11 protein-coding genes are annotated in these 12,726 nt (G+C 61.4%); 9 read left to right on the forward strand and 2 right to left on the reverse strand.

From position 1 onward, the window contains the following. Nucleotides 1-246: 246 nt before the first annotated feature. From G9X68_RS08875 to G9X68_RS08900, 6 genes are all read left to right on the forward strand, one after another. A complete protein-coding gene (locus G9X68_RS08875; RefSeq protein ID WP_171602053.1) occupies nucleotides 247-915 on the forward strand; it encodes an SH3 domain-containing protein in 669 nt (222 codons plus the stop codon). 543 nt (nucleotides 916-1,458) lie between these two features. Next, entirely contained in the window at nucleotides 1,459-1,680 is a 222-nt protein-coding gene (locus G9X68_RS08880; protein ID WP_171602054.1) for a hypothetical protein, read from the forward strand. A 210-nt stretch (nucleotides 1,681-1,890) separates the two neighbouring features. Next, nucleotides 1,891-4,245, forward strand: a complete 2,355-nt coding sequence (locus tag G9X68_RS08885; protein WP_171602055.1) for a transglycosylase domain-containing protein — start codon at nucleotides 1,891-1,893, stop codon at nucleotides 4,243-4,245. A 384-nt stretch (nucleotides 4,246-4,629) separates the two neighbouring features. Then, nucleotides 4,630-6,546, forward strand: coding sequence for a molecular chaperone DnaK (gene dnaK / locus G9X68_RS08890; RefSeq protein ID WP_171602056.1), 1,917 nt, complete (start codon nucleotides 4,630-4,632; stop codon nucleotides 6,544-6,546). Nucleotides 6,547-6,631: 85 nt separating this feature from the next. Continuing rightward, nucleotides 6,632-7,759, forward strand: a complete 1,128-nt coding sequence (dnaJ, locus tag G9X68_RS08895; protein WP_011649969.1) for a molecular chaperone DnaJ — start codon at nucleotides 6,632-6,634, stop codon at nucleotides 7,757-7,759. A gap of 313 nt (nucleotides 7,760-8,072) precedes the next feature. Beyond that, nucleotides 8,073-8,273, forward strand: a complete 201-nt coding sequence (locus G9X68_RS08900) for a hypothetical protein (RefSeq protein ID WP_003544370.1) — start codon at nucleotides 8,073-8,075, stop codon at nucleotides 8,271-8,273. A gap of 159 nt (nucleotides 8,274-8,432) precedes the next feature. Here G9X68_RS08900 and G9X68_RS08905 read toward each other — a convergent pair whose 3' ends face one another. Continuing rightward, nucleotides 8,433-8,798 (reverse strand): helix-turn-helix domain-containing protein, encoded by a 366-nt coding sequence (locus G9X68_RS08905; RefSeq protein WP_129422289.1) that lies wholly within the window; start codon nucleotides 8,796-8,798, stop codon nucleotides 8,433-8,435. 450 nt (nucleotides 8,799-9,248) lie between these two features. Here G9X68_RS08905 and recF point away from each other — a divergent pair, with 450 nt between their 5' ends. Genes recF through G9X68_RS08920 form a run of 3 tightly spaced genes read left to right on the forward strand, consistent with a single transcriptional unit; the run spans nucleotide 9,249 to nucleotide 11,679 of the window. Next, nucleotides 9,249-10,373 carry a DNA replication/repair protein RecF gene (recF, locus tag G9X68_RS08910; protein ID WP_171602057.1) on the forward strand — a complete coding sequence of 375 codons (1,125 nt, stop codon included), beginning with the start codon at nucleotides 9,249-9,251 and terminating at the stop codon, nucleotides 10,371-10,373. Next, nucleotides 10,370-11,194 (forward strand): molybdopterin-synthase adenylyltransferase MoeB, encoded by an 825-nt coding sequence (locus G9X68_RS08915; RefSeq protein ID WP_171602058.1) that lies wholly within the window; start codon nucleotides 10,370-10,372, stop codon nucleotides 11,192-11,194. The genes recF and G9X68_RS08915 overlap by 4 nt, the downstream gene beginning before the upstream one ends. After that, the gene (locus G9X68_RS08920) at nucleotides 11,191-11,679 is read left to right on the forward strand and encodes a GNAT family N-acetyltransferase (RefSeq protein WP_171602059.1); all 489 of its coding nucleotides are present in this window, start codon (nucleotides 11,191-11,193) and stop codon (nucleotides 11,677-11,679) included. Before G9X68_RS08915 ends, G9X68_RS08920 begins: the two co-directional genes overlap by 4 nt. 11 nt (nucleotides 11,680-11,690) lie before the next feature. On the opposite strand, the gene G9X68_RS08925 is transcribed toward G9X68_RS08920, so the two are convergent. Continuing rightward, nucleotides 11,691-12,692, reverse strand: coding sequence for a 2-hydroxyacid dehydrogenase (locus tag G9X68_RS08925; protein ID WP_064653534.1), 1,002 nt, complete (start codon nucleotides 12,690-12,692; stop codon nucleotides 11,691-11,693). Nucleotides 12,693-12,726: the final 34 nt, after the last annotated feature.

Below are 12,726 nucleotides of genomic sequence, written 5' to 3' on the forward strand. Positions count from 1 at the left end.
TTGCCGCCGAAAGGTTAACGAACCGTTAACAGAACTGGAAACACCACTTGCGGCTCCAAGGGGCTGTCAGACATTTCGCCGTTCAAGCTGCGTTCATCGCGAGCGACATATAAGCCATTGAAAGATAAGACGAATGATAACGCCCTGACACAGCTGGGCGATCGCTCTACCTTTGTTTCAATGGCATATGCCAAGGAAACGCGGCCAAGCGCCGCCTGAAAAACGTGCCAACAAGGACTGAGAAGCGTGAAAAATCTCTTTGTTAAAATCGCGGCCGCCGGCATGCTTATGCTGGTTCCCGCCATAACGCAGGCTGCCGAGGGCTACTCGACGGCGAACGTCAATATGCGTGCCGGTCCGAGCACCCGATATCCTGCCGTCGCGGTCATCCCGGCCGGTTCTTCCGTCGAGATCCGCGGATGCCTTTCCGACGTCAATTGGTGCGACGTCGAATTCTACGGGGGCCGCGGCTGGGTTTCCGGCCAGTATGTCCAGGCCCTCTACCAGCAGCGCCGCGTCTATGTCGGCCCGCAATATTACCGTCCGCTCGGCATTCCGATGATTCGCTTCAGCGTCGACAATTATTGGGACCGCTATTACCGCAACCGTGATTTCTATCGCGACCGTGACCGCTGGAGCCGCGGCCCGGATTATTACTACCGCGACCGCGACAATCGGGATCGCGACCGCGATCGGGATAACCGGGATCGCGACCGTAACTGGCGCGAGCGGGATGGCGACCGAGATGGGCGCGACCGCGATCGTAACTGGCGCGACGACAATCAAAGGGACGATCGGCAAAGGGACGATCGGCAAAGAGGTGAACGGCAGAGGGACGACCGGAGAGGCGATGATCGCAGGCCGGACCGCAGGAATTTTGATTGCCGCCCCGGTGATCCCTCCTGCGACGAATGAAACGGAAAGGGGACGTAGCGCCGTCCTCTTCAGAGGCTTGAAGCCAAGGGAAAACACCCAAGAAAAAGCCCGGCGCTCCCTTGGGAGGGATGCACCGGGCCTGATGTCGATCGGCACGCGTTGAGGGGAGACGGCCGATCATTCGCGGGACGTGAGGGGCTGTCCCGCTTCTTCATAAACAATCGCGAAGCCTATTGGTTCCGCCTGCTGCATAATTCCTTGAAGCAGAATCGATTTGAGGAAAAACTATGCAGCGATTCAATGTGTTACGGCCTTAATTTGCGCCTCTCGAAAAGACGCGCGGCGCTGTAAAATGCGTCGTATCGCGCGTGATTCACGTGAGGCATTTCAGGTCTTCGTTCATGAGGCGTGCCGCTTAGCCGGCGAGAGCAGGACCGGAGCCGCAGGGGAAGCATCGATCCACGAATGCGGTCCCGACAATTTGATGTGAGGCGCCATCGCGAGGCTCTTGTCTTGCGGGATTGTTTATTGCAGTTTTGTGAAGTTGCGGATTGATCTTAATCCGTTCGAGGCTGGACCCTGATGACGCAAGACTACCTGGCTTTCCTCGGGCTTTTCGCCCCTCGGGCAGCCGCTATAGACGTTACCGTTTGGCATAAACACAATCCGATCCTCCCTGTACGCCTTACCGATGGGGCGAGCCTTAACCCTTCCGGCCAGATCTGGCGGCGCTTTCATCTGGGCGAGTGGGAGTATAAGCAGGACCCGGAAACGCTCGACGACTACGAGGCCCGGCAGTTCTGAAGGCCAGTGCTGTCGCCCGGCGCGATCTGCTTTGCTTTCCATTATTAACACCCCGTTAAATCGCCGCATTTACAGTTCAGTCGGATGATCACGGCGGCACTCAAAGTGCTCCAGCGTCCTTTGCGCGTCTGAAAGACGCGCGGCGCTGGAGAAGGGCACCGTTATGCGAAGTTGGCTTCGCGATCGAACATGGGGTGTGACCGGTCCGCGATGGCAGGTAGAGGCAGATCAGGCAACAGAATAGAACCGTCCTTCAGCGGCCGCCCGGCACGCGACGATGACGAATTCTCGCTCGATGCCGACGATCGCATCGCCGGAGGCCGATCTCCGCGCCGCGGTGGCTCGAAACCCCCGCAGCAGCGCGCCGCCCCCCGGCGGCGGCGCGAGCCGCGGGAGCGTGAAGGCGGCGGGTTTTTCGGCTTTATGCGCCGCATGGTCTACTGGTGCGTCGTGCTTTTCATCTGGGCCGGCATCGGCGTTGCCGGGCTTGTGGTCTATTATGGGTCGCGCATGCCGAGCGCCAGCACATGGGCGATCCCGGAGCGACCGCCGAACGTCAAGATCACCGCCGTCGACGGCAGCGTCATCGCCAATCGCGGCGCCACCGGCGGCGAGGCGCTGTCGCTCGAAAACATGTCGCCCTATATTCCGGAAGCCGTCATCGCCATCGAGGATCGGCGTTTCTATTCGCATTTCGGCGTCGATCCGCTCGGCCTCGGCCGGGCGATCGTGACCAATCTCACGGCTGGCCACATGGTCCAGGGTGGCTCGACGCTGACGCAGCAGCTTGCCAAGAACCTCTTCCTCTCCCCCGAGAGAACGCTGGAACGCAAGGTGCAGGAGGTGCTGCTGTCGCTCTGGCTGGAGCAGAAATACACCAAGGACCAGATCCTTGCCATGTATCTCAACCGGGTGTTCTTCGGATCGAACGCCTATGGCGTCGAGGCAGCCTCACGCCGCTACTTCAACAAATCGGCGCGTGACGTGAACCTCGGCGAGGCCGCGGTGCTGGCCGGCCTGCTCAAGGCGCCGTCGCGGCTTTCGCCGGCCCGCGATGCGGAAGCTGCGAATGCACGCGCCCAGCTCGTGCTCGCGGCGATGCGCGAACAGGGCTTCATCACCGATTCCGAGGTCAAGACGGCGATGTCGCAGACCCCGGCTTCGGCCAAGAGCTACTGGTCCGGCGCCGGGCACTATGTCGCCGACATGGTGATGGACGAGCTGCCGGGGCTGATCGGCGACGTCAAGGAAGACGTCATCGTCGATACAACGATCGACAAGTCGCTGGAAAAGAAGGCAGAGCAATCGCTGGTCGACGTGCTCGACAAGGAGGGCGGCAAGGTCGACGCCTCGCAGGCGGCCCTCGTCTCGATCGACGGCACCGGCGCGATCCGGGCGCTCGTCGGCGGCAGGGACTATGCGACGAGCCAGTTCAACCGCGCCGTCAAGGCCAAACGCCAGCCGGGTTCCTCGTTCAAGCCCTTCGTCTATGCGGCAGCACTCGAGAAGGGGCTGACGCCTTTTTCGGTGTTCAACGACGCGCCGATCCGGATCGGCGACTGGACGCCCGAAAATTACGAGAAAAAATACAATGGCGAAGTGACGCTGGCGACCGCGCTTGCCAAGTCGCTGAACACGGTGGCCGCCCAGCTGGTGATGTATGATGGGCCGGATCAGGTGATCAAGCTTGCCCACCGGCTCGGCATCGAAAGCGAGCTGCAGCCGAACGCCTCGATCGCGCTCGGCACGTCCGAGGTGTCGCTGATGGAGCTCACCGCCTCCTATGCCGCCTTCATGAACGGCGGCTACAAAGCGACGCCGCACGTCATCCGCCGGGTGACGACAGCCGAAGGCAAGGTTCTCTACGAAAATACCTATGACAGCCCGCCGCGCGTGCTCTCCGAGCAGATCGTCGCCCAGATGGATGCGATGATGATGGGCGTCATCGACAACGGCACCGGCAAGAGCGCCAAGATCCCCGGCTGGCAGGCGGCCGGAAAGACCGGCACCACGCAGAATTCGCGCGACGCACTGTTCGTCGGCTTCACCAGCAACCTGACCACCGGGGTCTGGTTCGGCAATGACGACGGCAAGCCTATGAAGAAGGTGACCGGCGGCGGCTTGCCCGCCAAGGCCTGGAAGGAATTCATGATCGCTGCCCACAAGGGTCTTTCGCCGGCACCGCTCTTCGGCAACGGCCAGTTGATCGCCGATCCGAACAATGGTCAGCCGATGGCTGAGGCAGCCCCTGGTGATGGACAAGCAGGCGATGGGCAGTTGGGCAGCGGGCAACCGATGACGGCCGAGGCGCCGCCTTCGACGATCGGCGGTATCATTTCCGGCGTCTTCGGCGGCGACGACAATGCAAACCGCTATCCGCAAGCGCCTGTCCGGCAGCAGGCGGCAAGCTCCGGCAACGGCCCGGTTCCGCCCGCAAACATTGCCGAAGGCGGCGGTTCGGGCTATGAGGGCGTGGTGCCACCCGGCGATGTCGGGGGTGCGCAGACAACCTCTTCCGTCCAGCCGCGGCGCACGACGCTGCTCGATCTGATCATGGGCCAGTGAGATCTTTGCAGCATGTCCAACACAAGCCCGATGCTCTAAAGCGCATCGCGATCTTTCAGAGTCGCACCTCGCGCTTCAGGTCTTCGTTTTACCCATGTCGTCGTCGCAAAACGGCTGCGCAGTTTTGTGCGACATGCCCCAAAAAACGGCCGCTTTCCGGACATGGGGCGAGCTCTTTCCCGGCGACTGTAAAAATTGAATGCAACACATTCGTTTTGCTGGATTCCGGGCCATTTCTCGCCTTGCAGTCCAGAAAACCGCTCCTTATATACGCCGCATCACCGCAATCACGATTGCGTAATCTTAAGTAGACCCATCCCGTAAGGGGCTGTCAGGGAAATGCCTTCTCGGGGTTCCGACAGCTTGCTTCAAGGAGAGAATGACATGGCAAAAGTAATTGGTATCGACCTTGGAACGACGAATTCCTGCGTCGCAGTCATGGACGGCAAGGACGCGAAGGTTATCGAGAATGCGGAAGGTGCGCGTACGACCCCTTCCATGGTGGCATTTTCCGATGATGGCGAACGCCTCGTCGGCCAGCCGGCCAAGCGCCAGGCAGTCACCAACCCGACGAATACGCTCTTTGCAGTCAAGCGCCTGATCGGCCGCCGCTACGAAGATCCGACCGTCGAGAAGGACAAGCACCTCGTTCCTTTCTCGATCGTCAAGGGCGACAATGGCGACGCCTGGGTCGAAGCCAATGGCAAGGGCTACTCGCCCGCACAGATTTCCGCGATGATCCTTCAGAAGATGAAGGAAACCGCCGAATCCTATCTCGGCGAAAAGGTCGAGAAGGCCGTCATCACCGTTCCCGCCTACTTCAACGACGCGCAGCGCCAGGCAACCAAGGATGCCGGCCGCATCGCCGGTCTTGAAGTCCTGCGCATCATCAACGAGCCGACTGCGGCAGCGCTGGCTTACGGTCTCGACAAGAAAGAAGGCAAGACGATTGCCGTCTACGACCTTGGCGGCGGCACCTTCGATATTTCGATCCTCGAGATCGGTGACGGCGTCTTCGAAGTGAAGTCCACCAACGGCGATACCTTCCTCGGCGGTGAAGACTTCGACATGCGTCTCGTCGAATATCTCGTCGGCGAGTTCAAGAGAGACAACGGCATCGACCTGAAGAACGACAAGCTTGCCCTGCAGCGCCTCAAGGAAGCTGCGGAAAAGGCAAAGATCGAGCTTTCGTCCTCGCAGCAGACCGAAATCAACCTGCCGTTCATCACGGCCGACGCCTCCGGCCCGAAGCATCTGACGCTGAAGCTGACCCGCGCCAAGCTCGAAAGCCTGGTCGACGATCTCGTCCAGCGCACGATCGCGCCATGCAAGGCAGCGCTCAAGGATGCCGGCGTCACCGCTGCCGAAATCGACGAAGTGGTTCTCGTCGGCGGCATGAGCCGCATGCCGAAGGTACAGGAAGTCGTCAAGCAGCTGTTCGGCAAGGAGCCGCATAAGGGCGTCAACCCGGATGAAGTGGTGGCCCTTGGCGCCGCCATCCAGGCCGGCGTTCTGCAGGGCGACGTCAAGGACGTCCTGCTCCTCGACGTGACGCCGCTGTCGCTCGGCATCGAGACACTCGGCGGTGTCTTCACCCGCCTGATCGAACGCAACACGACGATCCCGACGAAGAAGAGCCAGACGTTTTCGACCGCCGAAGACAACCAGCAGGCCGTGACCATCCGCGTTTCGCAGGGCGAGCGTGAAATGGCTGCCGACAACAAGCTGCTCGGCCAGTTCGACCTCGTCGGTCTGCCGCCATCGCCGCGCGGCATGCCGCAGATCGAAGTCACTTTCGACATCGACGCCAACGGCATCGTTCAGGTTTCGGCCAAGGACAAGGGCACCGGCAAGGAACAGCAGATCCGCATCCAGGCCTCCGGCGGTCTTTCCGACGCCGACATCGAGAAGATGGTGAAGGATGCCGAAGCCCATGCCACCGAGGACAAGAAGCGCCGCGAGGCCGTCGAAGCCCGGAACCAGGCCGAAAGCCTGATCCATTCCACGGAAAAGTCGCTGAAGGATTATGGCGACAAGGTTTCCGAGGCCGACCGCACCGCGATCTCGGATGCGATTGCCGCACTGAAGACGGCGTCGGAAGCATCCGAGCCCGATGCCGACGACATCAAGGCCAAGACCCAGACGCTGATGGAAGTGTCGATGAAGCTCGGCCAGGCGATCTATGAAGCACAGCAGGCCGAAGGCGGCGCTGCCGGTGATGCCTCCGCGGAAGGCGGCGACAATGTCGTCGATGCCGACTACGAGGAAATCAAGGACGACGACCGCAAGAAGTCCGCGTAATCCGCGACGGCGTGGTTATGCTTCAACATCTGATCCGGCTGCTCACCATGGCAGCCGGAAATCCATTTCCGGGGTTTAATCCTTAATGGCAAAAGCGGACTTTTACGAAACTCTGGGTGTAGCCAAGTCGGCGGACGAGAAAGAGCTGAAAAGCGCCTTTCGCAAACTGGCGATGAAATACCATCCGGACAAGAACCCGGATGACAAGGACGCCGAACGGAAGTTCAAGGAAATCAACGAAGCCTACGAGATGCTCAAGGACCCGCAGAAGCGGGCGGCCTATGATCGGTATGGTCATGCGGCCTTCGAGCATGGCGGCATGGGCGGCGGTGGCGGCGGATTTGCCGGCGGCGGTTTCTCCGACATTTTCGAGGATATCTTCGGTGAGATGATGGGTGGAGGGCGCGCGCGCCAGCGCTCGTCGGGTGGCCGCGAGCGCGGCGCCGATCTTCGCTACAACATGGAAATAACGCTGGAAGAGTCTTTCTCCGGCAAGACGGCGCAGATCCGCGTTCCGACGTCGATCACCTGCGACGTCTGTTCGGGTTCGGGCGCCAAGCCCGGTACGCAGCCGAAGAACTGCGGCACCTGCCAGGGAACGGGGCGCGTGCGCGCGGCCCAGGGCTTCTTCTCGATCGAGCGGACCTGCCCGACCTGCCATGGCCGCGGCCAGATCATTCCCGATCCCTGCCCGAAGTGCCATGGCCAGGGCCGGGTGACGGAAGAGCGTTCGCTCTCGGTCAATATTCCCGCCGGCATCGAGGACGGCACCCGCATCCGGCTGCAGGGCGAAGGCGAGGCCGGCGCCCGCGGCGGACCGGCAGGCGACCTCTATATCTTCCTGTCCGTCAAACCGCATGAATTCTACCAGCGCGACGGAGCCGATCTCTATTGCGCCGTTCCGATCTCGATGACGACGGCCGCGCTCGGCGGCACCTTCGACGTGGCGACGCTCGACGGCACCAAGTCGCGCGTTACCGTGCCCGAGGGTACCCAGGTCGGCAAACAGTTCCGCCTCAAGGGCAAGGGCATGCCGGTGCTGCGTTCGGTGCAGACGGGCGACCTCTACATTCAGATCCAGATCGAGACGCCGCAGAAGCTTACCAAGCGCCAGCGCGAACTGCTTCAGGAATTCGAGCAGCTTTCCTCCAAGGAGAACAATCCGGAATCGACGGGCTTCTTTGCCCGCATGAAGGAATTCTTCGAAGGCTGAGCTGCGATCGACATCGCCCACTACAAAACCGGGGACGGAAACGTCTCCGGTTTTTTTGTTTTAAGAATCCTGATTTGTGACATTCGCCGTCCATGCCGGCGAATCTGTCCCGGATCGATACGGCAGCGGACGGGACGACGACTTGCGTTAACGCAGCCAGATGATGCCGCTTGCAAGTTTTCCAAATGAATTCAGTCTCTGCCGTCAGTGCATGACCCCGAGAATCGGAATCGATTTTCGGGGTCATGCACCAAATCAAAGTGATAGAGCGTCCTTAGCGCTAGCGGGAACAAACAAACCAAGGGTATCAGCCATGGCGCCAGCCTTTTCATCTCAGTCCGAAGACGTCGACGTTCTCGCCGGCGCCATCTACACATGGTGCGCCGAGCGCAACATCAAGCTTCGCAGCCAGCAAGGCCTTTCCATCGCCAGCATCGCGATCGACCTCTATCATGCCGGCCACCAGACGCAGGACGATCTGCTGATGGCGCTGCACGAATGCGAGATTCACTGAGCGCGCGGCATCGAACCTGAATCAGGCGGTCTGCTTCCGATCTTTGTCCTGATGCACGTCATCTCCCAATACCCGCTGCACACCCGCATGTGTCCGGATATCATCCAGACCTTGAATAGGTCGTGCTTTTCCGTGGGAACCGTGATTGCTGCGGTGGAATCAGGCGGCGGTTTCGGCCGCTTCGCCCGTCATGAGGGTGACGATGGTCTTGACCGCTTCCTTGCCTGCCGGTGAGTTCAGCTTGTCGTAGCTCAGCGCAAGCGCATAGGCGTCGGGGCTGAGTTCGACACGGCTGCCGAAGGGCGACATGCCGGCACCCTCGAAGAGAGCAGAGATCTCGACGTCGAGAAAAACCGCGATCTGATGCAACTTGCTGGCGGAAACGCGGTTCGTCCCCTTTTCGTATTTCTGGATCTGCTGGAAAGTCAGTCCGAGTGCTTCGCCAAGTTCGAGCTGGGAAACACGGCGAAGGGCGCGAAACTGTCTTACGTTGCGACCGACGATAATATCAACCGGATCTGGCACTTCATCACTCTCTTATACATAAACGGTCCGTTTACCATATCGTCTGCATCGGATAACTCAACCCTGCAGTTGCAAAATTCAACCAACTTTTTTTGGGCTTTACGCTACGTCAGTAGCCTTAGAGGATGGCGGCAAACCCTGAATATCCGGAGCTGGAAGACATTGGCAATGACTGTCGACGGTATCGGTTTGGCGATGTCAGGCCATCTCCGATGGTTGTATTTTCAACCGAATTTCGAATGCATTATGGCTGCCGTTTCATTGGAGGATGTCGGACACAAGGACTTCGGGCACGGGATCATCTGGGGTATATGTCCTTGCGTGGCGCCAGCCGCCGCGTCCTGACGTCCGGCAGCAGCGGCGATACGCGATCCACGGCCAAAAAGCTGCCAGCCTTGCCATCGGCGCTGCTTCGGCTTAGCTGTCACGCTTTGCGATTCCGGACATTCGATGCCGCACAAGGTTTCTCTTTCCCGCCTGAAGCTGACAGACTTCCGCAACTATGTGGCGGCGGCCCTGGCCCTTGATGGTCGGCATGCCGTGCTGACGGGAGACAACGGCGCCGGCAAGACCAATCTCATGGAGGCAGTCTCGCTGCTTTCGCCTGGCCGCGGTCTGCGCCGCGCCGCTTATGGCGATATTACCCGCGTCGGCGCGGCTGGCGGCTTTTCGATCTTCGCCGCGCTCGACGGCATGGAGGGCGACGTCGAGATCGGCACCGGCATCGAAACGGGCGAGGAGACCACCGCCCGCAGGCTGCGCATCAATGGCACGACGGCAAAGACTGCCGACGAACTGACCGACCATCTGCGTCTTCTCTGGCTAACGCCGGCGATGGACGGCCTCTTTACCGGCGCCTCCTCCGATCGGCGCCGCTTTCTCGACCGGCTGGTGCTGTCGCTCGATCCCGCCCATGGCCGCCGCGCCAGCGATTTCGAGCGCGCCATGCGCAGCCGCAACAAATTGCTGGATGAAGGCCGCTTCGACCCCTCCTGGCTTGCCGGCATCGAGGAGCAGATGGCAAGCCTCGGCATCGCCATGGCGCTCGCCCGGCAGGAGATGCTCGGCCTGCTGACCCGGCTGATCGAGGAAACCCGCGAAACGTCGCCCTTCCCTTCGGCATCGCTGCAGCTCTCAGGCTTCATGGACGGTCAGTTCTCGCGCCCCTCGGTCGACCTTGAGGACGATTACGCGCAGATGCTGGCGGAGAGCCGCTACCGCGATGCCGGCGCAGGACGCACGCTTGAGGGGCCGCACCGGGCCGATCTCATCGTGCATCACCGCGAAAAGGCGATGGAGGCGGAGCGTTGCTCCACCGGCGAGCAGAAAGCACTGCTTGTCGGCCTGGTGCTTGCGCATGCGCGGCTCGTCGGCAATCTCACCGGCCATGCGCCGATCCTGCTGCTCGACGAGATCGCGGCCCATCTCGACGAGGGTCGCCGCGCCGCGTTATTCGACCTTATCGACGGGCTCGGCGGCCAGGCCTTCATGACCGGAACGGACCGCGCGATGTTTTCAGCACTCGGCGACAGGGCGCAGTTTTTCACGGTGGCCGACGGAAGGGTGTTCGAATGACCGAAGCGGCTTTTCCCGGCGTCGGGCGTCATGATAACATCGGCGCCATGGAACCGCTCAGCCCGGAAGAAATCGCGCGCTATCACCGCCACATCCTGCTGCCCGAGATTGGCGGCGCGGGCCAGCAAAAACTGAAAGCCGCCCGCGTGCTGGTGATCGGCGCCGGTGGTCTCGGTGCGCCGGTCCTGCAATATCTGGCCGCAGCCGGCGTCGGCACGCTCGGTATCGTCGACGACGACCGGGTGTCGCTGTCGAACCTGCAGCGCCAGGTGATCCATGATTCCGGCACGATCGGCGAGCTGAAGACCGAGAGTGCCGCCTTCGCCATCGCCAGGCTCAATCCGCATGTCCGACTGATCCGCTTCGAGGAACGCTTCTCCCCGGAGGCCGCCCGCCGTCAGCTCTCCGGCTTCGATCTGCTGATCGACGGCTCCGACAATTTCGACACCCGTTATGCCGCCGCCGATGCGGCGGAAGAAGCGCGCATCCCGCTCGTCAGCGGCGCCGTCGGGCGTTTCGATGGTTCGTTGACGGTTCTCAAGCCCTATGAGACGGCTGAGGACGGATCGCCCAACCCTCGATATCGTGACCTGTTTCCGGAAGCGCCGCCGGCCGGATTGATTCCCGCATGCGCCGAGGCTGGCATCATCGGCGCGCTGACCGGCGTCATCGGCACGATGATGGCGATGGAGGCGATCAAACTCGTCACCGGCACCGGCGAACCGCTGGTCGGGCGGTTGCTGCTCTACGACGCGCTCTCGGCCCGCTTCGACACCATCCGCTACAAACGGCGCCGTACGACACAGAGACAGGCGGGATGAGGATTGTTCCGCTTGATCAGACTTTCACGCGCTGGGATGAACTGCTGGCGCTGATCCTTTCCGCCTTCGCCTCCATGAATGGTAGGATCGACCCGCCATCTTCGGCGCTCAAGCTGACGACGGCATCACTGGCCGAAAAGGCCGGGACCGAGATCGGCCATGTCGCCATCGACGGCGAAAAGCTGGTCGGTTGCCTCTTCCTGCGGCCGGAAGCCGATTGTCTCTACGTCGGCAAGCTCGCCGTTCTGCCTGAGGTGCAGGGCAAGGGCCTCGGCAAACGGCTGCTGACGATTGCCGAGGATGCCGCTGTGGCGCTGGAACTTCCCGCCTTGCGGCTGGAAACGCGCATCGAACTCACCGACAACCACGCCGTCTTTGCCGCCTGGGGATTTTCCAGAACCGCCGAAAAGGCGCATCCCGGCTTTGCCAGGACGACATTTGTCGAGATGCGCAAGGTCCTTGCGGCTCCGATCCACGCCACCTGATTTACAGCGCTTCAACGCCCCGGCAGTACCCGATTCGGCGGCCTGTGACCGTCGATGAAGGTGCGGATATTGATGATGACCTTGTCGCCCATGTCGATGCGGCCTTCGATCGTCGCCGAACTCATATGCGGTAGCAGCACGACCTTGCCCTCATTGGCGAGCTTGATGAGCTTCGGGTTCACGGCGGGCTCGTTTTCGAAGACGTCGAGGCCGGCGCCGGCAATCCGGCCCTCCCTCAGGCATTTGATCAGCGCAGCTTCATCGACCACGTCGCCGCGAGCGGTGTTGACGAGATAGGCCGTCGGCTGCAGCAGTGCCAGACGGCGGGCCGAGATCAGGTGGAAAGTCGCCGGGGTCGACGGACAATTGACCGAAACGATGTCGACGCGGGCAAGCATCTGGTCGAGGCTTTCCCAATAGGTCGCCTCCAGCTCGTCCTCGACGGCCGGATTGACGCGCTTGCGGTTGTGGTAGTGGATCGACAGGCCGAAAGCCTTGGCGCGGCGGGCCACCGCCGTGCCGATGCGGCCCATGCCTACGATTCCGATGCGCTTGCCGTGAATGCGCCGGCCGAGCATCCAGGTGGGAGACCAGCCTGCCCATTCGCCCGGCTTGTCGGTCAGTACGCGCGCACCTTCGCCGAGCCTTCTCGGAACTGCGAGAATCAGCGCCATGGTCATATCGGCGGTGTCTTCGGTCAGGACGTTCGGCGTGTTGGTGACGGTGATGCCCTTGCGCGCAGCCGCCTCGACGTCGATGTGATCGGTGCCGTTGGAGAAGCTCGCAATCAGCTTCATCTGCGGTCCCGCCTGTTCGATCAACGCTGCGTCGATGCGATCGGTGACGGTCGGCACCAGCACATCGGCGGTCTTGACTGCGGCGATCAGCTCGGGAACGGAACGCGGCGCGTCGTCGATGTTCAGCTCGGCGTCGAAGAGTTCGCGCATCCGGGTTTCGACGGCATCCGGCAGCTTGCGGGTGATGTAGACCTTCGGTTTTTTCTTCGCTGTCATGGCTGCCTGTGGTGCCTTGTTCAGAGGTCTTTAA

It is taken from the genome of Rhizobium changzhiense (assembly GCF_013087625.1).
Classification (GTDB): Bacteria; Pseudomonadota; Alphaproteobacteria; order Rhizobiales; family Rhizobiaceae; genus Rhizobium; species Rhizobium sophorae.

Bases quoted from the DNA above. Each gene is read 5' to 3' on its own strand.
- G9X68_RS08880 (WP_171602054.1), top strand. From the start codon at position 1,459: ATGACGCAAGACTACCTGGCTTTCCTCGGGCTTTTCGCCCCTCGGGCA.
- G9X68_RS08885 (WP_171602055.1), top strand. From the start codon at position 1,891: ATGGCAGGTAGAGGCAGATCAGGCAACAGAATAGAACCGTCCTTCAGC.
- dnaK (WP_171602056.1), top strand. From the start codon at position 4,630: ATGGCAAAAGTAATTGGTATCGACCTTGGAACGACGAATTCCTGCGTC.
- dnaJ (WP_011649969.1), top strand. From the start codon at position 6,632: ATGGCAAAAGCGGACTTTTACGAAACTCTGGGTGTAGCCAAGTCGGCG.
- G9X68_RS08900 (WP_003544370.1), top strand. From the start codon at position 8,073: ATGGCGCCAGCCTTTTCATCTCAGTCCGAAGACGTCGACGTTCTCGCC.
- recF (WP_171602057.1), top strand. From the start codon at position 9,249: ATGCCGCACAAGGTTTCTCTTTCCCGCCTGAAGCTGACAGACTTCCGC.
- G9X68_RS08915 (WP_171602058.1), top strand. From the start codon at position 10,370: ATGACCGAAGCGGCTTTTCCCGGCGTCGGGCGTCATGATAACATCGGC.
- G9X68_RS08920 (WP_171602059.1), top strand. From the start codon at position 11,191: ATGAGGATTGTTCCGCTTGATCAGACTTTCACGCGCTGGGATGAACTG.
- G9X68_RS08925 (WP_064653534.1), bottom strand. From the start codon at position 12,692: ATGACAGCGAAGAAAAAACCGAAGGTCTACATCACCCGCAAGCTGCCG.